The organism is Micromonospora humidisoli, from assembly GCF_016900955.1.
Lineage (GTDB): Bacteria > Actinomycetota > Actinomycetes > Mycobacteriales > Micromonosporaceae > Micromonospora > Micromonospora wenchangensis.
In genome coordinates this window covers 1,120,252-1,145,333 of the sequence record NZ_JAFEUO010000001.1, presented here as the reverse complement: position 1 = coordinate 1,145,333, position 25,082 = coordinate 1,120,252, and the positions used below count along the sequence as shown (strand labels likewise).

16 protein-coding genes are annotated in these 25,082 nt (G+C 71.9%); 4 read left to right on the top strand and 12 right to left on the bottom strand.

What is annotated here, in order from left to right; translation table 11 throughout:
* Nucleotides 1-31 precede the first annotated feature (31 nt).
* The gene (locus JQN84_RS05055; RefSeq protein ID WP_204957191.1) at nucleotides 32-472 is read left to right on the top strand and encodes an Rv0361 family membrane protein; all 441 of its coding nucleotides are present in this window, start codon (nucleotides 32-34) and stop codon (nucleotides 470-472) included.
* A 171-nt stretch (nucleotides 473-643) separates the two neighbouring features.
* A complete protein-coding gene (locus JQN84_RS05050; RefSeq protein WP_204957190.1) occupies nucleotides 644-2,302 on the top strand; it encodes a glycoside hydrolase family 27 protein in 1,659 nt (552 codons plus the stop codon).
* 51 nt (nucleotides 2,303-2,353) lie between these two features.
* Here JQN84_RS05050 and JQN84_RS05045 read toward each other — a convergent pair whose 3' ends face one another.
* Complete coding sequence (locus tag JQN84_RS05045) at nucleotides 2,354-3,199, bottom strand: alpha/beta fold hydrolase (RefSeq protein WP_204957189.1); 846 nt, start codon at nucleotides 3,197-3,199, stop codon at nucleotides 2,354-2,356.
* A 98-nt stretch (nucleotides 3,200-3,297) separates the two neighbouring features.
* Between JQN84_RS05045 and JQN84_RS05040 the strand changes: the two genes are divergently transcribed.
* Nucleotides 3,298-3,771 carry a MarR family winged helix-turn-helix transcriptional regulator gene (locus JQN84_RS05040; RefSeq protein ID WP_204957188.1) on the top strand — a complete coding sequence of 158 codons (474 nt, stop codon included), beginning with the start codon at nucleotides 3,298-3,300 and terminating at the stop codon, nucleotides 3,769-3,771.
* A gap of 24 nt (nucleotides 3,772-3,795) precedes the next feature.
* On the opposite strand, the gene JQN84_RS05035 is transcribed toward JQN84_RS05040, so the two are convergent.
* From JQN84_RS05035 to JQN84_RS05005, 7 genes are all read right to left on the bottom strand, one after another.
* Nucleotides 3,796-4,710 (bottom strand): NAD-dependent epimerase/dehydratase family protein, encoded by a 915-nt coding sequence (locus JQN84_RS05035; protein ID WP_204957187.1) that lies wholly within the window; start codon nucleotides 4,708-4,710, stop codon nucleotides 3,796-3,798.
* Nucleotides 4,711-4,823: 113 nt separating this feature from the next.
* Nucleotides 4,824-8,033 carry an ATP-binding protein gene (locus JQN84_RS05030; RefSeq protein WP_204957186.1) on the bottom strand — a complete coding sequence of 1,070 codons (3,210 nt, stop codon included), beginning with the start codon at nucleotides 8,031-8,033 and terminating at the stop codon, nucleotides 4,824-4,826.
* Nucleotides 8,034-8,119: 86 nt separating this feature from the next.
* Nucleotides 8,120-11,803: an RICIN domain-containing protein gene (locus JQN84_RS05025; protein ID WP_204957185.1), complete on the bottom strand. Its 3,684-nt coding sequence runs from the start codon at nucleotides 11,801-11,803 to the stop codon at nucleotides 8,120-8,122.
* A 59-nt stretch (nucleotides 11,804-11,862) separates the two neighbouring features.
* Nucleotides 11,863-12,294, bottom strand: a complete 432-nt coding sequence (locus JQN84_RS05020; RefSeq protein ID WP_204957184.1) for a hypothetical protein — start codon at nucleotides 12,292-12,294, stop codon at nucleotides 11,863-11,865.
* Between the two features lie 50 nt (nucleotides 12,295-12,344).
* Nucleotides 12,345-12,857 carry a hypothetical protein gene (locus tag JQN84_RS05015; protein ID WP_204957183.1) on the bottom strand — a complete coding sequence of 171 codons (513 nt, stop codon included), beginning with the start codon at nucleotides 12,855-12,857 and terminating at the stop codon, nucleotides 12,345-12,347.
* Nucleotides 12,847-14,649 (bottom strand): RyR domain-containing protein, encoded by a 1,803-nt coding sequence (locus JQN84_RS05010; protein WP_204957182.1) that lies wholly within the window; start codon nucleotides 14,647-14,649, stop codon nucleotides 12,847-12,849. The genes JQN84_RS05015 and JQN84_RS05010 overlap by 11 nt, the downstream gene beginning before the upstream one ends.
* A 62-nt stretch (nucleotides 14,650-14,711) precedes the next feature.
* Nucleotides 14,712-18,917 carry a HEAT repeat domain-containing protein gene (locus JQN84_RS05005; RefSeq protein ID WP_204957181.1) on the bottom strand — a complete coding sequence of 1,402 codons (4,206 nt, stop codon included), beginning with the start codon at nucleotides 18,915-18,917 and terminating at the stop codon, nucleotides 14,712-14,714.
* 244 nt (nucleotides 18,918-19,161) lie between these two features.
* Here JQN84_RS05005 and JQN84_RS05000 point away from each other — a divergent pair, with 244 nt between their 5' ends.
* Entirely contained in the window at nucleotides 19,162-20,121 is a 960-nt protein-coding gene (locus JQN84_RS05000) for an SCO2521 family protein (RefSeq protein ID WP_204957180.1), read from the top strand.
* A gap of 4 nt (nucleotides 20,122-20,125) precedes the next feature.
* On the opposite strand, the gene JQN84_RS04995 is transcribed toward JQN84_RS05000, so the two are convergent.
* The 4 genes from JQN84_RS04995 to JQN84_RS04980 all read right to left on the bottom strand — a co-directional run bounded on the left by JQN84_RS04995 (nucleotide 20,126) and on the right by JQN84_RS04980 (nucleotide 24,868).
* Nucleotides 20,126-21,091: an SCO2522 family protein gene (locus JQN84_RS04995; protein ID WP_204957179.1), complete on the bottom strand. Its 966-nt coding sequence runs from the start codon at nucleotides 21,089-21,091 to the stop codon at nucleotides 20,126-20,128.
* Complete coding sequence (locus tag JQN84_RS04990) at nucleotides 21,088-22,017, bottom strand: SCO2523 family variant P-loop protein (RefSeq protein ID WP_204957178.1); 930 nt, start codon at nucleotides 22,015-22,017, stop codon at nucleotides 21,088-21,090. Before JQN84_RS04990 ends, JQN84_RS04995 begins: the two co-directional genes overlap by 4 nt.
* Nucleotides 22,017-23,858 (bottom strand): SCO2524 family protein, encoded by a 1,842-nt coding sequence (locus JQN84_RS04985; RefSeq protein WP_204957177.1) that lies wholly within the window; start codon nucleotides 23,856-23,858, stop codon nucleotides 22,017-22,019. Before JQN84_RS04985 ends, JQN84_RS04990 begins: the two co-directional genes overlap by 1 nt.
* 221 nt (nucleotides 23,859-24,079) lie before the next feature.
* The gene (locus JQN84_RS04980) at nucleotides 24,080-24,868 is read right to left on the bottom strand and encodes an SCO2525 family SAM-dependent methyltransferase (RefSeq protein ID WP_204957176.1); all 789 of its coding nucleotides are present in this window, start codon (nucleotides 24,866-24,868) and stop codon (nucleotides 24,080-24,082) included.
* Nucleotides 24,869-25,082 lie beyond the last annotated feature (214 nt).

Below are 25,082 nucleotides of genomic sequence, written 5' to 3'. Positions count from 1 at the left end.
CACCTTGCCGCCGGCCCGTACCGTCGGTGCGGTGGCCGCCGAGAAGGAGCTGTCCGGGCGGGGTTTCGCCATCGTCATCGTCGGCGTCGGCGTGCTGCTCTGCTGTGGCACCCCGACCGCCGGCTTCTACCTGTCCCGCAAGGACGCGAGGGAGGAGCCCGGCATCCGCGCCGCCGCCGACGCCTACCTGTCCGCCGTGGTCAGACATGACGACAACGGCGCGTACGACATGTTGTGTGCGGCCGACCGACGCCGCGAGTCGCGGGCGGACTGGCTGGACCGTCCTGCGGGCGGGTACGGGGTGACCGGGTTCCGGATCACCGACGTGACGGTCGAGCGTTCGGGCGATACACCGACCCGGCGGTGGGTGACCGCCGAGGTCACCTATTCGGACCAGGCACCCCGGACGGTGGGGTTGAACGTCGAGCGGCAGGACGGCGACTGGAAGGTATGCAGCCCGGACGTCCGGTGACCGACCCCCGGACGGCGGGCGGCGGGCGGTGCGGCCCCCGGGCGAGGGCGGCGCAGGCCGGCCCCGGGTGCGGTCGACTGGCGCATATTGACGTCACATGTCAGACGAATTACGTTGGCGGACGTCGATGTATTACGAACCGTGGCCTGCACCCCGGCAAGGAGCGTGCGCATGTTCCGACGACGAGTCGCCCTGCTGTCCCCCGTACTGCTGGCGGCGACCCTGGGCACGGCGGTGGTCACCGGCGCGGCGGTGCTCGGCAGCGCCCCGCCCGCGCAGGCGCTGGAGAACGGCTTGGCCCGCACCCCGCAGATGGGCTGGAACGACTGGAACTCGTTCGGCTGCAACGTCAACGAGACGCTGATCCGGCAGACCGCCGACACACTGGTCGCAAGCGGCATGGCCGCCGCCGGCTACGAGTACGTCAACATCGACGACTGCTGGTCGACCAAGCAGCGCAACGCCAGCGGCGACCTGGTCGCCGACCCGGCGAAGTTCCCCAGCGGCATGAAGGCGCTCGCCGACTACGTCCACGGCAAGGGCCTCAAGCTGGGCATCTACTCGTCGGCCGGGACGACCACCTGCGCCGGCTACCCGGCCAGCATCAACTACGAGCAACGCGACGCCAACCTCTGGGCGTCCTGGGGCGTCGACTACCTCAAGTACGACAACTGCGGTGACCACCTCGGCCGCAGCGGACAGCAGCGCTACACCGCGATGCGGGACGCCCTGGCGGCCACCGGCCGCAACATCCTCTACAGCCTGTGCAACTGGGGCCAGGAGAGCGTCTGGACCTGGGGCGCGTCGGTGGGCAACTCCTGGCGCAACACCGGTGACATCGGCGGCAACTGGTACTCCATCATGGGCATCCTCGACCAGCAGGTCGGCAAGGACTCGTACGCCCGGCCCGGTGCGTGGAACGACCCGGACATGCTGGAGGTCGGCAACGGCCCCACCGACACCGAGTCACGGGCCCACTTCAGCCTCTGGGCGCTGCTGAACGCGCCACTGCTGGCCGGCAACGACCTGCGCTCCATGTCGGCGGCCACCCGGACCATCCTGACCAACACCGAGGTCATCGCGGTCAACCAGGACTGGGGTGGCCGGCAGGGTTACAAGATCAGTGACAGCGGTGACCTGGAGGTCTGGCGTAAGCCGATGTCCACCGGAGCGGTGGCCACGGTGCTACTCAACCGGGGTGGCGGCACGGCCACGGTCACCACCACGGCCAGCGCGCTGGGCCTCGGCAGCGCCTCGTCCTACGCGGTGCGGGATCTCTGGGCGCACAGCAGCTCGACGTCGGGCGGCACGATCAGCGCCTCGGTGCCGGCGCACGGCGCGGCGATGTTCCTGGTGACCGGCGGCGGCACTCCCCCGCCCACCACGCCGCCCCCGACCACTCCCCCACCGACGACACCCCCGCCGACCACGCCGCCACCTGGCACGACGTCCGCCGTGCGCAGCGTCTCCGCCGGCCGGTGCCTGGACGTCAACGGCGCGGCGCAGACCAACGGCGCGACCACCATCGTCTGGGACTGTCACGGCCAGGCGAACCAGTCCTGGACCTCGACCGGCAGCCAGGAACTGCGGGTCTACGGCAGCAAGTGCCTGGACGTCAACAACGCCGGCACCGCCAACGGCACGTCGGTGATCATCTGGGACTGCAACGGCCAGTCGAACCAGAAGTGGCGTTTCAACGCCGACGGCACCGTCACGGCGGTCGGCTCGGGCCGGTGCCTGGACCTGGTGGGCAACGGCACGGCCAACGGCACCCGTACCCAGATCTGGGACTGCAACGGGGCGACCAGCCAGCGGTGGAGTCGCGGCTGAACCGGTGGCCGGGCACCGGTCGACGACGCGCCGCCTGCGCGCGGCGCGTGGTCAGTCCCGCGCGGCGAGGACCTCGCGCAGCGTGGCCGCGTACCCCCGGGGGTGGGTGGTGTTGCCGTTGTGCCCGCCGGGGAAGACCACCGGCGTGGTCCCGAGCAGCTCGGCCAGCCGGTCCGCGCACCGGCGGTCGAAGACCTCCGGCGCGGTGCGGACGCCGACCGCCGGGACGATCCGGGTGCCGCAGCCGGGCAGGTCCTCCGGGCGCAGGTCGTCGCCGACGATCGCGGTGAAGTCCCGGCGGATGAACGTGTCGAAGTTGGCGACGCGCTGCGGCGTCAGCGGCTGCGGGGTGAGGTCGGGCTCGGCCTCCTGGCAGGTCGGGTCGATGCCGAGCACCCGGGCGATCTCCCGCATCGCCTCGGTCAGCCCCCGGGCCGCGTAGCGCTTTTGGACGTCGAGCAGTTCGCGTTCGTGGCGGGTCCGCTCGGCGGTGGGCAGCAGCCGGGGTGAAACCGGCTCGTGGGCGACGAGGGTGTGCAGCCGACCGGGGTGGCGGACGGCCAGCCGCAGCCCGATCGAGGCGCCGAGGCTGCACCCGAGCATCGCGGCCGGCCGGTCGGTGAGGCTGGTCAGGAGATGGTGGACGTCGTCCGCGTGGTCGGCCAGGGTCACCGGCCGCTCCGGGTCGGTGGGCGTGCTGCGGGACAGCCCGCGCCGGTCGTAGGTCACCACGGTGTACGCGTCGGCGAGCTGCTCCACCAGGTCGGTGGTCCGGTGGGCGTCGCCCTCCCCGCTCTGGCCGATCAGCAGGAGCGGGCCACTGCCCCGCACCTCGTGGTAGAGCCGGGCGCCGGGAACGGCGAGCGTGCCGGTCCGGAGGGTGGCGGTGACGGACATCTGCGTCTCCCTGCGTCGGGCGGGCGGGTCCCGCCGACAAAAAGCATCGTATCAGATGCATCTTAAATGATGAATCTTTTCTGATGTACCCTGACCCGGTGAACGGCATCGAGTTGTTCCTCCTCGGGCGCACCCTCATGAAGCTCGGCGAGGAGGCGATCCCCACCGAGGGGATCGACTCCCACCCGGCGCTGCACCGCTCCGTGCTCATCGTCGCGAGCGACATCCGGGCCCACCCGGGCACCTCGGTCAGCGAGATCGCCGACCGGACGGGCTTCCCGCAGAGCAAGGTGTCGGTCTGCGCCGCCCGCCTGCGCGAGGCCGGCGCCATCGAGGCCACCCCCGACCCCGACGACCGGCGACGGCTGCTGCTGCACACCGCGCAGCAGCTCTCCGACCGGGTCGTCCAGATCAGGGCCGCCTCGGTCGACAGCGCGCTCGCCGCGGCCCTCGGCACCGACGACCCGGCCCGGATCGCCGAGCTCACCGCCGCCCTGGAGACCCTCGCCCGCAGCCTCACCCCGCAGGCGCTGCTACGACTGCGCGGCGGCACCGAGCCGACGGACGGGTGAACGGGCTCGCTTCCGGCGGCGCGGCTAGCCGGTCGGGGCGAAGGTGTCCCGCAGCGCCGGATCCAGCGACCGGCCGGTGGTGGGTTCCATGAACAGCTCGGCCAGCAGCAGGTCGGCGAGGTGGGTGGGGTTGAGGCCCGCCTCCCGGCGCGCGAGACCGTGCAGCAGGCCACCGCAGCCCAGCGCGGCCCGTACGGCGGGGGCGGGCAGGCGGCCGACCCGACGCGGCTGACCGACGGCGGTGGCGATCCGGGTCATCATGGCCGCCCAGGTGAGATTCTCGTCGACGACCGGGACGTCCGCGCCGCGCGCCTGTTCGAGCGCCTCGACGGCGACCTCGGCCACGCTGCGCGCCGAGGCGGCGGCGGTGCCGCCGACGGGGACCGCCAGCGGCACCCGGGACCGTGCCCACCGGTCGAGCGGACCGGCCCAGTTGGGCAGCCGGTCGCCGGCCCGGCCGAAGACGAACGGCAACTCCAGCACGGTGACCGGGAGCTGCGGGCCGGCGGCGACCCGGCCCTCGGCGGCCTGTTCCCGCCGGCACCTGACGTAGACGTGCCGGTCCGCCAGCCGCCACTGCGGATGCCGCCGGTCGAAGAAGGTGTAGTACGACCCGGTCAGGACCGCCCGGGTGAGGCCCTCGGCACGGGCGGCGGTGAGCAGGCGTACCACCGGGTCGACGAGTTCGCGGCGCAGCACCGGATGGATCGGCCGGGGCAGCACCCGCTGCTCGTCGGCCCGGGTGGCGAGGACGACACCGTCGTGCCCGGCGAGCAGCGACCGCAGGTCGTCGGTCGGGGCGGACTCGACGTCGAGCAGATGGTCGACACCGGGCCGGGCCGTCCGGGCCACCGTGGTCACCGTGTGCCCCCGCCCGCGCAGCACCTCGACGACGTGCCCGCCGATCAGACCACTGCCGCCCACCACAAGGATTCTCACGTCTCATCGTCCACTGCGGACCCGGCCGGTTGTCAAGCCACGCTCCCCCGCCGGCGGTCGACGCCGCCCGGTGCCGGTCGCCGCACCGACGTCCCGCCACCACCGGCGGTGGGTCAGGTCGTCAGCTCGGCGAGGAGCCGCTCGGCCCGGCGGGTGTGCAGGAACGCGCCCCGCACCGCCGACACCGTCCGGGCCTTCTCGGCGGCGGCCCGGACGACCTCGACCGGCTCGCCCCGCGCGCGCAGCAGCCGGGCCCGCAGCAGGAGCAGCAGCCCCTCCGGGTGCCGCTGACCGCACGACTCCAGATAGTGGTCGGCCTGGTCGAGCGCGGTCGCGGCGGCGTCGACCGCGCCACCGGCGAGAAGCATCTCGCCGAGGAGACCGTGCCAGGCGGCGACGTCCGAGCGGGGCGGGTCGAGCAGGTGCGCGGCGATGAGCCGCCGGGCCCGGTCCGCGTTGCCGAGCGGATCCCGGCCGGTCACCGCCAGCGCCCAGCAGCGGGCCAGCCGCTGGTAGGTGCCGAGGAAGACGAACGAGAACCCAGGGTCGACGGCGATCCCCCGGCCGGACGCGCGCAACGCCAGCACCGGATCGCCGACGATCACCGCTATCCGGGTGGCGGCGCACGCCCACACCGTGACCATGTACGGGTCGTCGCCGGCCAGGTCCTCCAGCCCGTCGAGCACGGCCCGGCCGTCGGCCACCGCGCCGTGCAGCGTGGTGACCTCGGCCAGCATCGCGGCCATCAGCAGTTGGAGGTCGTGCCGCACCGGGTCCTCGTCCCGGCGCGGGACGTCGAAGATCATGTTCCGGGACCTGTCGAGCCAGCGGACCGCCTCACCGATCTCCCCGTAGTCCCACTGTTGCAGGCCCCAGGCGTGCAGGCCGCAGGCGAGCACCCACGGGTCGGCGGACTCCCGCCCCCGCTCCAGCAGCCGGCGGGCCAGCGGGGCGCTGCGGTCGAGTTCGACCGCCTGGACCAGGGCGGCCCAGCGGGAGTAGAGGAAACCTGCCGCCTCCCGCTCCCGACCGAGGTCCCGGGCCAGGTGCTCGGCCCGTTCCAGCAGGTCGGTCACCGAGGAGCCGTACATCGACCGCATGCCGAGAACGGCGGTGAGCTGGGCCAGGGCGGACAGCTCCCATGCGGCGAGACCCGCACCGCGGGCCACCTGCACCGCCGAGCGCAGCCACCGCTCGGCGACGTCGAGCGCCGACTTGCCCGCCGCCTGCCGGCCCGCGCGGATCAGCGCCTGCGCCGTCCGGGCCGGTTCGGCGAGCAGGCCGGCGGACCACAGGTGGTGGGCGAGGCGCTCGGCCACCGTCTCGGCGTCCGCGCCGCCCTGTTCCAGCGCGTCCGCGATCCGCAGGTGCAGCTGTCCCGCCTGTGCCGGCCGGGTCGTCGCGGTCACCGCCTCACGTACCAGGTCGTGGGCGAACCGCAGCGAGAACGGGTCGTCCGGGCGGCTGCGGAGCATGCCGAGCGCCTGCACCGGTTCCAGCTGTTCCAGGCAGCGGTCGAGGTCGAGCCCGGCCGCCCGGGCCAGCAGCCCGAGTTCCACCTCCCGGCCGATCAACGCGGCGGTCCGGAGCAGGTCGCGGCTGCCGGCGGCCAGCCCGGACATCCGGTCGATGACCACGTCCCGAACGGTGGCCGGCACGCCGGCATACCCCCGGGGCCGGTCGGTGAGCAGCCGGGACAGTTCCCGGACGAAGAACGGGTTCCCGGCGGTGCGGGCGAGGATGCTCCGGGTCGACTCCGGGGTGGGTGTCGAGCCGGTCTCCCGGCGGATGAGTTCGGCCACCTCGGACTCGGTGAGATTGCCCAGGCGGATCCGCTGGTGGCCGGGGAGCCGGCTGACCGCGGCGAGCATCCGGGACAGCGCGACGCCCGGGGTGGGGGCGTGGTCGCGCAGCGCGCCGACCAGTGTGGTGCCGCCGGGCAGCCGGGCCGCCAGGTGGCCGATCAGGTGCAGGGACGCGTCGTCGCCCCACTGCAGGTCGTCGAGCGCGAGCACCGTCGGCCGCCGGGCCGACGCCGCGGCGACGATCGCGACGACCTGTTCGAAGAGCCGGAACGGGAACCCGTTGTCGGGCAGCACCGGCGCGGCGAGGACGTCCTGGCGCGGCTCCAGCAGGCTGCCCAGCTCCCGGCCGACCGGGACGGCCCCGGGTCCGTCGGGCATCCCGTCGAGCAGGGTCCGGATGGCCTGGACCCACGGCCACATCGAGGGTGCGCCACCGCCGTCGAGGCACTGCCCCCAGACGACGAGCGCGCCGCGCCGCGCCGCCTCGGCGGTGGCCTCCCGCAGCAGCCGGGTCTTGCCGACCCCTGGCTCACCCTGGACCAGCACCAGCGCGGTGCCGCCCGCGAAGGCCGCCGTGGTCGCGTCCCGCAGGGCCGCCAGTTCGCCGGCCCGGCCGACCAGGCCGTCACCGGTCGGGCCCGGCGGTACGGCCGGCACGGCAAGGCCCGGCGGTGCCGTCCGGCCGAGCGCGTGGTGGTACGCCTGGCTCAGCGCCGGGCCCGGGTCCACCCCCAACTGCTCGGCGAGGTCGGCCCGGACGGCCCGGAACACGGCCAGCGCCTGCGCCTGTTGGCCGGCGGCGACCAACGCGGTGACCAGCGCCGCCTGCACCGGCTCGTGCAGAGGCGTCATCGCCGCCGCCAGCCGCAGGGGGGCGAGGACCTGGTGCGGCTGTCCGGCCGCGATGGCCAGGTCGGCGGCGGCGACGGCGGCGGTGAAGAACTCCCCGTCCAGGGCGGCGAAGAGGGCGACCGCGCCCGGCCGGTGCGGGTAGCCGTCGCCGGCCGGCCCCCGCCACAGCGCGAGCGCCCGGGAGTACGCGTCGAGGGCGTCGGTGTCCCGGCCTGCGGCGAGGTGGGCGGCGGCGGTCCCGACGTGCCCCCGGAACGCCATCAGGTCGAGCAGCTCCGCCGTGGCGGCGAGGCGGTAGCCGGTCGCGTGCCGGTGCAGGTAGGAGCCGACCGCCCGGGGTGGCAACCCGGGTTCCAGCAGGCGGCGCAGCGCACCGACGTACTTGTGGATGACGTTGACCGCGGTCGCGGGCGCGTCGTCGCCCCAGACGAGGTCGATCAGCTCGGTGGTGCTGACCGGTTCACCGGCGCGGGCCAGCAACAGGACCAGCAGGTAGGCGCGCTGGCGGGGGCCCGGGTCCAGCTCGACGCCGCCCCGCTGCACGCGCAGCGGGCCGAGGATCTGAAGTCGCAGCGCGCCCTGCGGCCGGGTCCGGTGCCCACCCTCGACGCCATCTCCCGACGACAGCCCCACCACGCCCCGGTGACCCCCGACCGTCGACGACATCGACGCCGTTCAGCTTACGCCGCAGGACGTCGCCGACCGGTGCGCAGCATGCCCCGGGGCGCGGGGGTCGTCGCCCCCGCGTCACCTCACCAGCGCCAGCCCTCCCGCCCGGTGTCCGGCACGGACTCCACGCTCAGGTGCGCGTGCAGGCCGTGGTCGGTCAGGTAGGTCTGGACGAGTTGGCCCTGCACGACGGTGTTGTTGTAGATGGTCATCGAGGCGGTGTCCTGGTGCACGCACCAGACCTGCCCCTGGCTGTGCGGGTCGTAGCCGTCCAGCACCACGTGCGCGCCGGGTTGCGGCAGGCCCCCGTCCGGGGTCGAGGTCAGGTACTCGTCGCCGTACAGCAGGTAGAAGCACCTGTCGGCACCGCGCTGCCCGGCCGGCACCGGCTGCCACTCCCGGCTGCCGGTGGTGGCCGGGAGCAGTTGCACCGGCCGGCCCTCGACGCCGTCCGGGCCGGCCACCCCCAGTTCGGCCGCCGTGCCGGCGGGCGCGACGACCGGCAGGATGTCGCGCCGTAGTTCGAGGTCCGTCGAGGACGCGAGGAACCAGCGCTGGTACGGCGAGTCGGTGGCGTCCCGGGCGGCCAGCACGAAGTCGCCCGGCAGCACCGTCAGCGCCTGCCCGGTCAGGTAGTTGAGCAGGGTGTAGGTGCCGTCGCCGTTGGCCACCGGCCGCCACAGCTGGGCCAGCGACGGTGACCAGCCCAGCGCGGCGCGGGCGTCCGGGGCCGCGTCGGCCAGGCCCAGGTAGCGGTCGTCGGTCGAGTTGCCCTCCCGTACCCGTTGCAGGCGCAGGTAGCCGGAGACCTCGTTGTCCCAGTCCAGCCGCCACTGTTGCGCCCGCGACGGGTCGTACGCGGTATCCACGACCAGCGGCCCCCCGTTGGGTTCGGCGTCGGCGACGGAGGTGGTGGCGGCGTTGCGCAGCAGGGCCCGGCCGGGCATCGTCGGTGTGGACAGCGGCGGCACCTCCGCGGCGGCGCGCAGGTCGAAGCCGTAGGTCACCGGGTGGTGGTCGGAGTTGGTGATCGTGTTCTCGGTGTGCGCCCGGAAGAGCGTCGGCGCGCCGTTGCCGAAGTCGGTCACCGCGTAGTCCAGGGTGTTCGTCGGGCCCGTCGTCGGATGGGTGTTGGCGTCCGGGGCCATCACGGCGAACTGGTTGGCCGGCAGCGCGTTGCGCAGGTTCTGCGGCTCCCGGTTGAAGTCGCCGAGCACGACCCACTCGTAGGTGCCGTTCGGGCCGGGGTTGTTCTGGATGTACGTGCGGATGTTCGCCAACGTGGTCGGCATGTCGTTGCCGTTGCCCGCCCAGCCGTGCACGGTGAAGAAGAACGTCTCGCCGATCCGTACGCCGAGCGCCGGCCGGGCGCCCGCCTGCCCGGCGACCACGGCGACCTGGTCGGCGCGCTGCGCGGTGGCGATGGCGAGGTTGACCCGGTTCGGGCCCTGGGTCGAGGTGTCCGTGTTCAGCCAGTACAGGTGCCGGGTGGGTTCACCGAGCAGGGTGCCCAGGTAGTACTCGTAGACCGGGGGGAAGATGCCGTTGTTGGCGAACACCTGCTGGGCGTGCCGCGCCATCTCGTGCGCGCTGCCGGCGGGCGGCGACCCGGCCTCCTGGAGGGCCACCGCCAGCGTTCCCGCGCTGAGGAACCCCAGCACTGTCGCGTACTTGTTCTCGTAGCTGCCGCCCGCGCTGGACCCCGCGCCCTGCATGTTCCAGGTGACGACCGTCCGCCGGTTGCCGTCGCGCGGTTCGAGCTGGCCGACGTCGCGCAGGAACAGCGACGGCCACCGCTCGCCGGTGCGTACCGCGACACCCTGGCCGGCGTAGTTCACGGTCTCCCGGCCGGACCAGTCCTTGATCGGCGCGCCGCCCTGGCTGAGCGGGGTGAACGCGCGCGGGTTCGCCGCGTCGGAGCCGAACTGGTAGATCGCCTCCGCGTCGCCGCCGTCGCTGGAGTACGGCTCGTAGGGCAGGTAGGGGCCACCCGGGACGGACTGTTTGATCATGGTGTTGCGGTGGAAGACGTTCTGCGGACCGGACGCCCCGGACCACTTGATCGCCTTCGCCGCCGCCGCCCACCAGATCGGGAACCAGGTGCCGTCCTCCAGTTCGCCGCCCTCGCCGCCGCAGTTGGCGGTGCAACTGCCCGACCGGTGCTCGTACGGGACGCGGACCGTGTTGCCCTCGAACAGGTTGTAGCGTTCCCAGCCGCCGTGCAGGTTGAGGTCGGAGTCGAGGTCGTTGCCGAACGCCACGTTGCCGCTGGCCGACCACTGGAACGTGAAGTGTCGCAGGTTCCGGCTGGTGTTGTACGCCCACAGCGAGTCCCACACCCGGCTGCCGCGCAGGTAGCCGTTGCCGCCCTTGCCCTTGTTCCACGCCCCGTCGAACGTGTTGTGCTCGATCTGGAGGTTGCGGGCGACCTCGGTGACGATCGGGTGCGAGCCGGTCATCGACCCGGCCAGCCCGCGCGCCCAACTGTTCGCGGCCCACTTGAACGCGATGCCGTGCATGGCGTACTCGGGGGCCAGGTTGCCGTAGTTGTGCACGGCGTCGGTCGGGCTGGGGTGGTAGACGCCGCCGAGCAGCTTCGGCAGCCCCTCCATCTCCTGGGAGAAGGCGAAGTTCTCGAAGCCGACCCCCTCCACCGCCCGCAGCGGGGTGATCTTGCTGGTGTAGACGTTGCCGGCGATCGGCGCGGAGCCGTCCGAGGTGGAGTCGACGGGCGCGTCGTACTCCAGCGGGCGGTCCAGCGTGACGGTCTTCGCCGACGTGTTCACGGCGATCGCCCGGAACATCTGCTGGCGCATGTGCAGGTTCTCGCGGGTGCCGGGATCGTCGGGCGCGAGCCCCTGCTGCTCGTAGAAGCGCAGGCTGTTGGCGACCCCGACCCAGACGTAGCCGCCGACGCGGAAGCCGTCCATCTTCGCCTTGGCGTCCAGGCGGATCACGGTCTGCCCGGCACGGGCCGAGAACCCCGGGTCGGTCGACGCGGAACCCAGTTTCTGGCCGGAGGCCCAGTGCTGGTTGATCGATCCCTCGAACAGGTCCTTGCGGTTGGCGGGGGCGGCGGCCCACTCGTCGGCGTACCGGTCGGCGACCTCGCGGGTCTGCACCTTGAACAGGGCGCGACCGGGCCAGATCCACCCCCCGGTGCCGGTGTCCGGCGGCGAACCGAAGGTCATCGTGTCCTGGTTCCACCGGCTGCCGTCGGCGGTCAGCGTGTCGTACCGGGTGTTGACGTCCGGCCGGAACACCACCCGGGTGCCGCCGCTGCCGGCGCCCTGCCCCCGCAGCACCAGGAAGTTCGCGTCGACGTAGATCTGCCGGGAGATGTCGATCCGCCCGGCCGGCAACCCGATCAGCGAGAGCCGGTGCGGGTTGCCCGACGGCGAACAGTTCGCCTTGATCCGGTCGATGGCCGACTGGAGGCCGACGCTGTCGTCCACCGCGTCGTCGGCGCGGACCCCGAACTCGGTGGCCAGTCGTGCCGCGTCGATCGTGCAGGACCCGCCCGCCAGGTCCGCGTCCGACGGCAACGACTGGCCGCCGAGATAGCCGACCCGGGACCAGTCGGGCAGCCCGGCGACCCCGCCGATCCGGTTGCCGGCGGTCAGGTCCGCGTCCCCGGCGACACCCGCCGAAAGCGACGCCGCCCCGGCCGGCGGCGGTGCCGCCACCGCCCGCGCCACCGTCGGCGCAGGCACCGCCACCGACGCGACGAGCAACAACCCCAGCAGTACGCGGGCAGCGCGGACCATCGACTCTCCCCAGTTCCGTGGTGGCTCGGTACCGGTGGTGGCCCGGTACGGGTAAGGGCTCAGTACCGGTAGTAGTGCGCGTCCTTGCGGCCACCCGAGGCGGTCGTGCCCTCGGCGGCGATGCCGATCCCGTCGACGCCGTTGTAGAACGTCTCGTACTTCCGGTTGGGGCCGATCACCGCGAAGGTGTCGCTGCTGGTGTTGAAGTGACCGACAACCGAGATCAGGGTGCTCTCGCTACCCGTCGGGATCGGTCCCCACCAGCAGTCGGCACCCGGGTTCAGGACCGGACCCAGCTGCACGGTCTGGTTGTTGAGGGTCAGGTATTCGAGGTGCACCCGGTAGTTGCCCCAGGGGCAGAGCTGCACCCACCCGTCGCGGATGGTGGAGGCCGCCGCGGGTGTGGTCGGCGCAACGACCAGGGCGACCGCGCCGACCGCCGCGACGGCCGAGGCCAGCAGCCGCCGTGGTTCGAACCGCTTCGATGTCATACCCGCGAGGGTAGGTCGCCGCACTGGACAGACAGTGAACCCACGGTTCACTACGCCCCGGGCGGCTGCCGACGGGCACCGGCGGGCCAGAGGACCGAGACCGGGATGCCCCGACGCCGGGCCCGGTCGACGGTCCGGTCCGTCGACGCCGCGTGACAACCCGGCTCGCCGTCCCACACCGCCACGAGCCGCTGCACCCGACGGACCAGCTCCCGGTTGGCGGCGACGAAGGCGGCGGTGCCCGACCGGTCGTGGCCGGTGTGCACGACGGTCACCGCCCGGTCGAGCAACTCGTCGAAGCCCGCCCGCTGCCCCGGGGCGATGACCGCGTCCCGGTAGTCCCGGGCCGGCAGGATCACCTCGTACGTGCCGCCCAGGTCCAGGACGGTACGCGCGAAGATCTGATCCGTGCCGCCGGCCAGGCAGGTGACCCCGCGCACCGGCCGGTCGCCGAGCCGGCACAACTCGGCCCGGAGCGCGTCGGCGACGAGCACCTCGGTGTCACGGGTCAGGTGGATGTGCCCGGTCACACCGACGCGTTCCAGCCCGGCATCAGTCGACATCAGCCGGTCCTCTCCGCGGCGCGGGCACCCCGGGCAGCAGCCGGATCAGCTCGAAGCCGCTGTCGGACAGCACCGTGGGCAGTGCCCGGATCTCCTCGCGGTTGCGTTCCTGGACCTCGGCGGGCAGCTCGTCCCACGGCCGCAGGGAGGGGTGCCGCTGCCCGACGTCGTCGCGGGGCTCGCCGTACGCCCAGCCCTCCCCCCGCCGTTCCCGGCACCACCGTTCGTGTTCGAGCCGGGCGAGCAGTTCGATCCGGTCGTCGATGGCCTCCCCGGCGGAGACGTCACCGCTACCACCCCGCCGGGGTGCGACCACGCACCCGAGGTTCAGCAGCTTCGCGGCGATGTCCTGGACGTGGGCCCGGTTGGCCCGCCGCAGCGACTCGGGCAGCAGCGACCAGTCGACCATCGCCGGGCCGTCGCCGAGCCGCAGCCCCGCCCGTTGCTGCGCATCGAGGTAGCGCTCGTGGATCAGGCGGGCCAGCCGCTCGGTGAGGTCGTCGCCGATCAGCCGGGCATCGCAGGCGCGGGTCAGCACCGGATAGAGGCGGAGCTTGCCGTGCACCTCGTCGAGCAGGTCATGGTGGGAGTCACCGTGGAAGGCCGCCGCCAACGCCGCCTGCCGGTAGACCGGCACGAACACGCAGCTCTCGACACCTTGCCAGAGACCGGGTGAGTCCAGCACGAATTGCAAGCCGCTGATCTCCTCCGGGGAACAGACGTAGATCCGATCGTAGCGGCCGGAGCCGAGCCGGCCGAGCGTGACACCGTCGAGGTCTCCGTCGTACGCGGTCAGTTCGCAGACGGTGCCCATGAACGGGTAGCGGGACGTCACCTCCTCCAGTTCGGTGCTGGCGTCCGGGGCGACGAGGTCCACCCGCAGGGGTGGAACGACGACACCGACGGGCGCCTGGGCCCGGCACGCCCGCCAGTGCCGGGCGGTCTCGGTCAGCAGGGCACGGCGGAACCCGCCGGTGCCGGCGACGAGCAGCCGGGTGGGCCGGTCGGCCGTGCCGGTCAGGGGATGGTGTCGGTACAGCGCGCGGGCGGCGACGTCGTCGACGTGGAAGTAGTCCAGCCGCAGCCGGCTGGAGCCGGCCGCGCCGAGCCGCCGGGCCTGGAGCGACAGGCACATCTCGGAGTCGTTGACCAGGACGTAGACCCGTGGTGGCTGCCGTCCGTCCCGGACGAGCCGGCTGGCGGTGTTGGCGATGGCGTGGTTGCGGTCGTCGTCCTCACCGCAGGCGTAGATGGTGTGGGCCCGGGGCAGCCCCGCGCCGCGCAGCACCTCGGCACTGGTCGGATCACCGATGACGCCGAGATAGCGGCGGCGGCGGTACTCCAACGGGCCGAACGGCACGGACCGCACCACGACCACCCGCTCCCCGTCGGCGAAGAGCCGGTCGGCGAGCATGTGGGCGAACCGGGAGTCACCGCAGACGAGGACGTGGCCACGGGCCCGTCGGGCGCGCAGGCGGCGGCTCTCGGCGGCCAGCAGCAGCCGGCCGGCCTCGGCCACGGCGAGCAGGGTGAACAACGGGGCGGCGAACCGGGCGACCTGCAACTGCCACGGGTAGGGGCCCGGGTTCTGGAACGGCTCGGCACCGAACACGAAGAGTTGCAGGTCGTAGTAGAGCACGTCGAACCGGTCGTGCACGGTCTCCGGCCGGGTCGCGAGCAGGCTCCCGAAGCCGACGTAACCGAGAATCAGCGCCGCCAGTCCGACGGCCCCGAACAGCCCCCGCAGCCACCAGCCAGCCCGGCGGGGCGAGCCGACGACCGGGTCCGTCATGAGGCCCATGGTATTTGACGCGGTCGATCAGAAGCCGTCGCGAAGCGCCCGTCCGGGGCCGGTCACGGGAAGTCGTCGGGCCTGGTGCCGGGCAGTGTGGCGAGCAGCTGACCGGCCAGCCGCCTGGTGCTGTCGTCCTCGCCTCGGTGGGTGAGCCGCACGAGCAACCCACCGGTCCGTGGGTCCCGCCAGTGATGCCTGGTCAACGCGAGCAGCGCGGTCCGGCGGATCTCCCAGTCGTCGTCGTCCACCAGACCCAGCAGCAGGTCCGGCACCTCCGCCCGGTCGGCCACACTCGCCCCCAGCTGTTCCACGGCCCGACGCCTGACCTCCAGGGACGCGTCGTCGCGGACCAGACCGACGAGCAGCACCTGCACCTCGGGGTCGACGCCGAAGTGTTCGCCGAGCGCGGCGGCGACCCGGGCGCGGATCGCCGGGTCCTCGTCGGCCAGCCGACGCATGAGCCGCAACGTCACCGCCATCGACGTCGGACCCTGCCCGGTCAGGCAGCCCACCGCCGCGTCGAACACGGCCGGGTCGGTGTCCAGGTCGATGCACTCCAGCAGCACGTCGGTCACCACGTCGGCGCTGCCGTACCGGCACAGCGTCTGCACCGCGGCCAGCCGGATGCCGCCGTAGCTGTCCCGTCGGGCCCGCCGGCACAGCGTCTCCAGCAGGGCGGCGGAGCCGTCGTGCCGGGCGAGCGCCTCGGCCGCCGCGCGGAGCACGGTCGGATCGGGATCTCTGCTGACCTGCTCGGCCAGGCACTCCCGCACCGTCGGGTCGGACAGGTCGGCGAGGCTGGCCAGGCTACGGGTGACCCGCAACCGGACCAGCGCGTCCCGCTCCTCCAGAGCCCGGCCGACCAGCAGGGCACGGGTGGCCTGACCGAACCGCGGTCGCCCGGTGAGCAGGTCGACGGCGGCGAGCCGGACGCTGGCCGTCGGGTCACGGCGGGCGCGTTCCACAAGCAGTTCCCCGGTGCGGTGGTCCGGGTACGCGTCGACCAGGGCACGCACCGCCGCGAGGCGTACCGTCGCGTCGTCGTCCTCCCGGGCCGCGTTCGCCACCACGGTCCAGCCGGTCTCCTCGGCACGGTCCCGGTCGATCAGCGCGGTCACGGCGGCAGCCCGTACGGAGGCATCCTCGTCGTGGGCGATCAGGTCGACCAGCCGGGCCCGGCACCGTCCCTGCGGATCGGGCCCGGAGGCCAACAGCCGCACCGCCGCCGTGCGCAGCCGCGCGGAGCTGTCCGAGCCGGCCAGCTTCAGCAGCAGTTCCGTGCTCTCCGGGCCCGGTGGCCCCGGCAGCAGGGTGGTCAGCAGACAACGCCGTACCTCGTCCGGGGAATCGCCGTCCACCCGACTTAGCGCGACGGCGCGGGCGGTCCCGACCTGTTCGGGCAGGGCCAGCAGGCCCTCCAGCGCCCGCTGCGCCACCCCCGGGTCGGGGTCGGTCTCCAGCAGTCGCCGCAGCGTCCCCGGGGCGTCCGGCAGCTCGCTCGGGCGCGCGGTGAGCACCCCGACGGCCGCCCTCCGCACGGTGGCGGCAGGGTCCGTGGTGGCCCGGACCACCATCCGGCGGACGTCGGTGGACAGTTCGGTACGACCGCCGAGGGCCTGCACGGCCAGCGTGCGCACCGCCACATCGGCGGAGTCGACGAGTTCCCGCAGCACGTCCGGCAGGTCGGGGTCGACGCCGAAGTGGGTGACCAGGGCCCGCGCTGCGGCCTGGCGTACCGCGGTGGAAACCTCGCTCCGGGCCTGGGCGAGCAGGAGGTCACGGCACCGGCGGCGGCCGGTGGGGGCCATCCGGGTGGCGGCCTCGGCGAGCCCGGCGACCAGGGTGAGGTGGGCGTGCCGCTCGGTGCCCTGCCCCAGCTCCAGCAGCAGCAACTCCTCCAGCTGTTCGTCGGCGGTGGAGAGCGCGACGGCGATCCGGGTGGCGAACGCGGAGCCGGTGCGCCAACTGGTGCGTATCCCCCGGCGGCGGTACCAGTGCAGGAAGGTCGCCCGGCCGGGCCAGTCCGGCCCCAGCGCCCGGATCGAGGAGAGCAACTCCTGCTCGGTGAGGTCGACCAGATTGGGATCGTCGAGGGAGATGCCGTGTTCGACCAGCAGCACGACCTGGCGCAGCACGGCCTCGCCCGCCTCGACCAGGTCGGCGGGTTGGGCGGCCTCTGCCACGCACTGCGCGGCGAGCACCAGGTTCCAGGGCGGGCCGGTGAGGTTCAGCGGCGGCCAGGGTCGGGTCCCCTCGGTGGCGAGCCGGACGATCAGGTCGTTGGCCTTCTGGGCGGGCAGTGCGCCGCCCACCAGCCGCAGCACCTCCCGCCAGGACGGATCGGCCCAGTGGTCGCGGAACAGCGCACGCAACCGGTCGGGGCCCCAGGAGTCCCGACCGTGCTCGATCCCGTCCACGATCTCCTCGGCACAGAAGAACTCCAGGAACGCGCGGTGCACGAACCCGAACAGTCGCAGCCCGTACCGTTCCAGGATGAAACTCCGCTGGCGCAATCTGTCGATCATCGAGTGGGCCATGGCGAGCGCCCGCTCGTTACCGAAACTGTAGAACGTGACGAGGTGGTCCCGGAAGATGAGCGCCAGTTCATCGGTTTCAATACAGTTGCCGGCGAGCCCCGACTCCCGGAACTGCATCCGGAATGCCAACTGCCGCAGCAGCCGACGCTTTGCATCAAGGTTCAACGCCGGCACCTCGCCGTGGCTCTCCCGCAATTGCTTGGTGACGTCCCACTCGGAGATCAGGACGTCGGTGACGTGTGCGTACAGCCGTCGTCGGTTGCGTGGCAGCGGGTGGCCCCGGCCGACGATCGCCATGAGTATCAGCAGCAGCGGGTTACCGGCGATCTCGTGGATCGCCCGGGAGTTGCGCACCACGTCGAGCAACTGCCGCCGCTGCCGTTCCGCCTGCGCCCCGTTGGCCATCACGTAGCGGTACCAGTTGTCGAGGAAACGGGCGATCTGCCCGTCGTCGAGATCCTCGATCGTGAAATGGTCGAATCCGGCGTTGGCGAAGGTCTGCCGCAGGTATCCCGCCCCCCGTGAGGTGACCACCGTCAGCACCCCCGGGTACTCGTTGGCGAAGGTGGCGATCTGCGCGGCCACCTCCTCCCGCTGGGCCGGGTCGAACACCTCGTCGAGGCCGTCGAACAGGAACAGCGCCCGGCCACCCCGGCGCAGGTACGACTCCAGCGCCTTCTGGTCGAGTCCGGTCAGGCCCTTCTGCTGGCTGTGGCCGACATAGTCCAGCAGGCCGTCGCACCGCCCGTCGCCCCGGTGCGTGGCGTACGACCGCAGTTCGATCAACACGGGCAGGTAGCCGTCCAGCGCCGCCAGCCGGGGCTCGGCGCAGACCCCGGCCAGCACCAGCGCCAGGTAGCGGGCGACCGCCGACTTGCCGGACCCGGGGTCGCCGAGCAGCACGATCATCCGTCGGGCGGGATCGCCCACCACGTCGAACAGCAACGGCGCGTCCTTGGCCGCGTACTCCTCCCGCAGCCGCTCGACCTCTTCCGGGTTCACCACCCCGGGCAGCCCCGCGTCGTCACCGTCCGGCGTGGTCCCGGCCGGGCGCCACCAGGCCAGCGGCATCTCCGGGCGGGCTTCCTCGTGCACGCGGGGCTCCACGAACACCTTCGGCAGCCCGACGGTCAGGTAGCCGATGGTGGGTTGGGGTGACACCGCGTTCACCGGGACCGCCTCGTACATCAGCGACAGGTTCCGGTAGTAGCGGGCCCGCATCTCCTCCGGCAGGTGGGTGCCCGGGTCGGCCGGCCCGCGGACCTGGGACCGCCCGTTGAGCACGTCGGTCAGGGCCGCCATCACCTTGGCGGTCAGGTCGTCCACGCTGGAGAAGAAGTCACACAGGTGGTGCTCCTTGAGCTCCCGACGCAGTTCGAGGATCCGTTCGCCGTCGGCGCCCCGGTCCACCATGTCGCCCGGCCAGCGCGCGTCGTCGGCGAGCAGGAAGACCAGGCACGGCTTTCCGGCCGTGAGCGCGGCTCGGTATTCCAACTCGGTGATGGAGGACGTCTGGCCGGGCGGCCGGAATCCGTACCGCCAGGCGAAGAGTCCCAGGTAGAGGTCGCAGTCCCGGACGTCGTTCAGGCAGCGCTCCAGCGGCTTCTGGACGTCGGCGCCGTACGCCTCCATGGCGACGTCCTCGATCTTCAGCCGACGGGCCACGGCGTGCACGGCCACGCGGTATTCCAGCAGGTCCTTTTGGGTGGCCGAAATGTAGACCTTCATGAACGGCAAACTCCAGGAGGGAGACTGGCGACCGCTACTTTGAAAGTACCAGCCGTCGTCACCTGCTTATGTTCGACGGACACTCGACGCGCGTTGCTGCGCGTGGGATTCCCGCGGAAGCCGGGCCTATGATGTCGACAGCACGGATTCAGATCCGAGCGGGCCGGTCTCGTTTTCACGAGAGTTCCTTTCGGGACGCATTCCGCGAGCCGGCGCGGACGGATGCGGTGATGCGGAGGAAGTCATGCTCACACTCGGTGAGGTGCACACCAACCTGCTGCAGCACAGCACCGCGCTGGCCCAGGAACAGAGTTCCGAGGTGCTCCGCCTGGTCGAGGGCGAGGCGGTGCTGACCTCCCGCCGTCCGTCGCTCTACGCGGTCTCGCCCGACGTCCGCACCGGGGTGGACTGCTGGCTGCCCAGCGCCCGACGCCGGCAGTTACGCGGGGTCGGTGCGGTGGTCACCCGGGCGATCGTCACCGGCGGCCGGATCGTGCAGGCGTCCTCGGTCATCCGGGTTACGGGCGGCGATCGACGCCGGCCGTGGTCGCACTACCTGGCCAACCCGGGCATCGTGGAGACGGTGGGCAAACTGGACGCTGCGGATCTGACCGCGGGATTCCTGCGCGGCGACGACGCGGACGTGTTGAACCTGGAGGCGATCACCGGCCGGGTGCTCGACGGTGTGCAGATGTCCGACCTGCTGGACCGGCGTCCGCCGCTGCGCGCGGCGCGTACCCGGCTGCGCTGGGCCGCGCAGGTCTCGCCGCGGCCGGAGCGGGAGGTCTCGGCGGTGGTCACCGTAGACTCCCCCACGCTACGTACGGTCGAGTTGGTGCTGGATCCTCAGGACGTACCGGACGCCGTGGCCGGCCTCTGCGAGGACCTCGCGCTGCACGACTGGCTGCTGACCACGCTCTCCTCCCTCGTCGAGGCCGCCGTCGCCCGCTCGGCCTCCGGCCAGGAACACGTCGAGCGGCTGCGGCCGGTGCTGGAGCACCTGCTGCACCTGTGGCTGCCCGGCGCCCGGGTGAACCCCCGGCTACGACCCGTCTGGGACCGGCTCGAACAGGTGCCGGGGTTCAGCCGGCAGTGGAACTCGTCGGTCAACTGGATCCGGGACCAGATCACCGTGGCCAACCTGACCCTGCTACGTGACCTGGCCGGCCGGATGTCGACCGGCCAGCCGTGCAGCAGGCACTGACCGCTCACCCGCCGATGAACACGTAACTCAACCGGTCGACCAGCTCGTCGGGCAGTCGCAGGCCCTCGCCGCCCGCCCGACTGGTGATCTGCTGCGCGATCGCCGGAGGCACCGCCACCTGGCCGAGAATCGTCCGCACCGCCAACTCCACAGGCAGGTACTGGGTATCCATCAGCGTCAGCGTGCGGTACGCGCAGAACGGCGCGGCGGCCGGATTCAACTGGACGACGGCCGGTAGCGCGTCCCACGAGTCGGGCAGCTCGCCGGTGAGCAGGTGCGGCTGCACCAGCGTCTCGCCGCGATGGCGCAACACGCCCAGCCTGGCCATCTGCCAGACCGAGGCGAGTAGGGCGCAGGCCCACACCCGGGCGTTCGACTCGCCGGACCACAGCTCGACGTCGACGAAGATGGAGTGCCGGGGATCGCCTGACTGCACCGGCGGGGACCACGGTCGGGGCAACGTCATCGCCGGCGCGTCGACGTGACCGGGTGAGCGCATGCCGTTGGACAGCCAGCCCGACTCACTCAACGGAGGGCGGCTGCCTGTGGTGTTCCGGGGCGGCTCCACCACCAGGTTGTCGACGACCATCCGGGCCAGTTCGACGCCGTCGTGGCGGGCGAAGCTGGACTCCCTGGCGACGTAGTCGAGCACTAGCCCCTGCGCCGCCGCCGCGCCCTGCACCTGCGCGATGACCTCGCGCGGGGTGCCGAACCGGTGGAAGTAGTCGTCCACCATGAAGCAGGTGCTGATCCGGGGCTGGCGGCCCGCCGTCAGCCCGCGGTTCGCCAGCGCCGGGATCATCGCCGACCACTCGGCGATCCGGGCGAACCTGTCCCGCAGATCCTGACATCCCGCGCCGAAGTCCTCGGCGTAGAAGTGCCCCAACTCCACCGACAGGTGCGCGTACGCCACACTCTCCGTACGACCCACCGCAGCTGCCTCCCGGAACCTGACGTCCACGTCGTTCACACGGCTTCCCACGCGGTCTCGTCGAACAGCTTCGCGGCCAGGTCCACGAAGGCGTCCACCGTCTTCACATTCGCAATCTTGGTCTGCACGTCGTGGTCCGAGATGAGCTGTTCCCGCCACTGCAACAGCGGGTCCAGCGGCACCGAGCCGAGCCTGGTGGTTCGGCCGACCCCCTTACGTCGGGCCAGCTCCGACAACTCGTCGTCGCACTTACGCAGGAACGCCTGTTGGGCGAGGTCGAGATGGACCACCTCGTCCCCGCGGGAGTCGATCAATGCGGTGCGGACGAACCGCAGCGACTCCCGCAGCCGCTCCGCGTCGTGGCCGCACTTCTCGCCCATGGCCAGGATCCCGCCCGCCTCGAAGGCCAGGTCCGCCGCCGCCGTGACGTGTTGCGGGGTCCACCGGTGGAAGACCAACCAGCGGGCGGTCACCTTGCCCAGGGCGGGGGTGGCGGTTGCGGCCAGGGCGATCTGACTGGCGTACGAACGACCGGCACTGAGGTCCACCAGGGTCAGGTCGAACTCCTCCTCCAGGCGGAGGAAGAGTTCGGCGCAGCGCTTGGCGATGTCACTGGTGAAGCTGAACTCGCTGCCGTTGCGTTGACCGGGCAGGAACACCAGGGAACCCGAGCCGACGGGCCGCTGGCGCAGGCTGGCCCGCTCGGAGGTGCCCCAGACGTCCAACCGCTCGGGCAACGGGATCTCCCCGCGCAGGTACCGGTGCAGACCGCCGCGGCTGGGCCCCGATCCCTCCACGCCGTTGACGGCCTGCGGGATCTGGAAGGTGATCCCCGCCGTCGGCGAGCCGAAGTCGTAGTCCAGGTAGCAGGTCGACCGGCCGGACAGGGCGCTGCGGTAGGCGATGTTCGCCGCGGTCACCGACCGACCGGTACCACCCTTATGGGACGTGACGAAGACCAGCATCAGATCCCCTCGCTGCCCTTCTGCTGACCGGTGGTGACATCGTTGATCTTCAGCAACACCGTGTTCGCCAGGGCCGCCGCCGTGCCCGGACGCTCGTCCACCAGCAGTTGGGCCCGGTGCAGGCTGGCCCGGATGCTGCGCATGCTGCGTTGCAGCGCCACACCCGAGAACGTGCCGCGCATCAGCTCCCGGTCGAACAGGTACTCGGCCTCGTCGACGAGATCCTGGGCGTACGCCACGAGCCCGCTGGCCCGGGGGAACGGCCGCTCCGAGAGCAGCTGACTGGCGTTGACCATTGCGTGCACCGCCCGCTCGGTCAGGTACCAGGAGGGTGCCTCGGGCATCGGCGCCAACCCCGGGAACGCGCCGCCCGCATGGTCCCACAACCCCCGGTGCCGACCGTCCGGGATGCGCCGCAGCAGCAGGTGGTCCCACACCTCGTCCGCCAGTTCGAGCAGTTCGCTGCGCCGCCGGGCGTTGTTCAGCAGGCCGGCGACGGTGATCGCCCGCTGGAGCAGCACCGTGGAGAACTCGTTGACGTTCCACGTCATGATCGCATTCGAGTCACGGTCGTTGAGGATCACCTGTTTGCCGGGCGCGTGCACCAGCAGCGCCGGCTCGCCGGGGGACGCGCGCCTGGTGATCCGCGCCCGCTGCGCCAACTCCACCAGCACCGAGGCGATCCGGCCGAGTTCCTCGTCGCCGCCGCGCCCCACGGCGAGCAGGCCCTTCACCGCGAGCGAGGTCGTCTGGAGGGTGTAGTAGTCGGTGCGGTCGCCGTCGGTCGTCCGCCACGGGATGTCCTCGATCGGCCAGCGTCGCCGGTTGCCGAAGGTCGCCACCGTCGCCCAGTAGGTCCGGGTCAGCTCCCACCGCAGTTGCAGCGCCCGGGACAGTCGCTGCTGTTCCTCGTTGAGCAGGCCGAGCAGGCGGGTGCGCTCGGAGTTCAGGTCATCGATGGCGTCCATCGCGATGACCGTGAAGTAGAGGTAGGGGGCGTTCTCCGCGGACCCGGGGCGCTGCCGGCCGATCGGCTCGGTGGTCGGGACCTCCTCGGCGTCGGCGATGGTGCCCCACGACCAGCCGCACTCGAAGAGCATCTCGCTGTTGTCGAGATCCTCGGTCACCCGACCCGACCCGAGCAGCACGCTGCGCAGGCTGGCCATCGTGTCCCGCAACTGTTCGCGTAGCGCGTCCACGACTGCCCGGCGCGGCAGGTCGTCCTGGTTGACCATCTTGCACAGCCGCTCGCCGTACTCTTCGGAGGAGGTGAAGACGGAGGTGCTGAAGCTGCGGAGCAGACCGACCATGGCCGCGGTCAGCCGCACGTTGGCCATCGCCTCCAGCTCGTCCAACTGGGCGAGGAGATCACGCCGTTGGGTGGCCTTGCGGTAGACCTTGACGAAACCGATCGTCGCCAACGTGAGCGTTACGGACACCGCGAACGAGTCGACGATGTCCAGCGAGCGCTGCTCCTCGGTGAGCGGCGGGCCACCCTCCGTCGGGGTGAGGTAGCTGCCACCGGCGAAGATCGGCGTGCCGGCCTCGTCGGTGTAGCGGCGGAAATAGTCGACCATCACGCCGACCAGCTGACGGGGAATCTTGATCGCGTCGCCGAGCGATCCGAGTGCCTCAATCACCTCGTCGTCGACCCGGTTCGGGTCGTCGAGCGACAGCTCGGAAACCTTGGCTGCGGGGAGCAGCAGGGTCAGCAACTGTTCCGCGTCACTGATCGAGTTGCTACCGCTCCGGCCGCCCCAGCGCCATTCACCATTGTCCCAACAACTGCGCACCGTGGCCCGCCAGATGTCGAGGATCTCCTGGCGCGGCTGTATCCGCATGATCCACCGCCGTCTGTTGTTGTAGTCACCGACTCTGCACCGCTGTTGTTGCCGTACGCGCGAAGATCCACGGTGGCCGACAATGACGTGCACCGTCATGGTAGCGGGCCGGTCGAGCACCGTCCGAAGCGCTTTGTCGCAGGGGTGTCGGCATGCCGACGATCGGGTGTGGACCAGGCCCGCAGCCACCGTCGAGGCACCGACTGACGCCGGTGTCGTCGCTATCGGCGGGTACGACCCGTGGTCAGCAACATACTCACGTAGCCGTCACGCAACGGGGGCCGGGCGTGTTCCTCGTGCACGTCCAGGTCGTACGCACTCGCGGCGATACCGGCCACGACCTCGGAGCGGGCCAGTGACACGGCCGGAAACGACCGCCGACCGACCTGGTAACCGGCGGAGCCGAGCATGACCGCCAGGGCAAAGGGCGACCCGGGCCGCAGCGCACCGAGGAACCGGGCGATCGCCCGTTCCGCCTCCGACCGGTGAGCCGAGATGGAACACGCCACGAAGAACATCGTTCCGGCGTCCCAGGCGTGCGTCGGCAGGTTGAACACGCTGGTCCGCGACACCCGGGCCACCCGCGCCAGACGCCGCCGCGGATCGGTCAGCGCAGCGTACGCCGGGTGCTCCGCACACACCTGCCAGTACGGATCCCACATCGGGTCGTAGGAGTCGACCTGCTGACGCAGCCAAAACACATTCGATGTCGACCATTCACACAGATCGACGGTGTGGGCGAACGGCAGGAGCGACAGCGTCGGATAGAGATTCGCCCCCGACCCCACATCGACGCAGCGCGCATCGGAAATCTTCGCTCCGGCGAAGAAGTCCCTGGTCCGGCGGAGGAATTCCCGATCATCGGCCCGCAGTTCCCCGTAGTTGTGTCGGACATACGTCTGTGGATCGAACCCGTCCCACTGGACCTCGGCATTGGCCGGCCGCAGTGCCTGAATCGGCACCGGCGACGTCGACGGGTCGCCACCACCAGCCGCCGGGGTCAACGCCATGATTGCGCCTCCATCGATGTCGGCGGACGACCTTCGGTGAGGTCCCGGACGCGCTCGGTGCACCGCCCTTTGTGTATCGGAAAGTGCTGCCGGCCCGCAAGAGTCGCGGGGTTTGCGACCAGCGGCGGGCGGGCCCGGAGCGGCGGACAGGTATACCCCTACGCGTCCTTTCGATCTGATGACATTGACGAATCACTGACGACGGCCACCCACG

Bases quoted from the DNA above. Each gene is read 5' to 3' on its own strand.
- JQN84_RS05050 (WP_204957190.1), top strand. From the start codon at position 644: ATGTTCCGACGACGAGTCGCCCTGCTGTCCCCCGTACTGCTGGCGGCG.
- JQN84_RS05045 (WP_204957189.1), bottom strand. From the start codon at position 3,199: ATGTCCGTCACCGCCACCCTCCGGACCGGCACGCTCGCCGTTCCCGGC.
- JQN84_RS05030 (WP_204957186.1), bottom strand. From the start codon at position 8,033: ATGTCGTCGACGGTCGGGGGTCACCGGGGCGTGGTGGGGCTGTCGTCG.
- JQN84_RS05025 (WP_204957185.1), bottom strand. From the start codon at position 11,803: ATGGTCCGCGCTGCCCGCGTACTGCTGGGGTTGTTGCTCGTCGCGTCG.
- JQN84_RS05020 (WP_204957184.1), bottom strand. From the start codon at position 12,294: ATGACATCGAAGCGGTTCGAACCACGGCGGCTGCTGGCCTCGGCCGTC.
- JQN84_RS05015 (WP_204957183.1), bottom strand. From the start codon at position 12,857: ATGTCGACTGATGCCGGGCTGGAACGCGTCGGTGTGACCGGGCACATC.
- JQN84_RS05010 (WP_204957182.1), bottom strand. From the start codon at position 14,649: ATGACGGACCCGGTCGTCGGCTCGCCCCGCCGGGCTGGCTGGTGGCTG.
- JQN84_RS05005 (WP_204957181.1), bottom strand. From the start codon at position 18,917: ATGAAGGTCTACATTTCGGCCACCCAAAAGGACCTGCTGGAATACCGC.
- JQN84_RS05000 (WP_204957180.1), top strand. From the start codon at position 19,162: ATGCTCACACTCGGTGAGGTGCACACCAACCTGCTGCAGCACAGCACC.
- JQN84_RS04990 (WP_204957178.1), bottom strand. From the start codon at position 22,017: ATGCTGGTCTTCGTCACGTCCCATAAGGGTGGTACCGGTCGGTCGGTG.
- JQN84_RS04985 (WP_204957177.1), bottom strand. From the start codon at position 23,858: ATGCGGATACAGCCGCGCCAGGAGATCCTCGACATCTGGCGGGCCACG.
- JQN84_RS04980 (WP_204957176.1), bottom strand. From the start codon at position 24,868: ATGGCGTTGACCCCGGCGGCTGGTGGTGGCGACCCGTCGACGTCGCCG.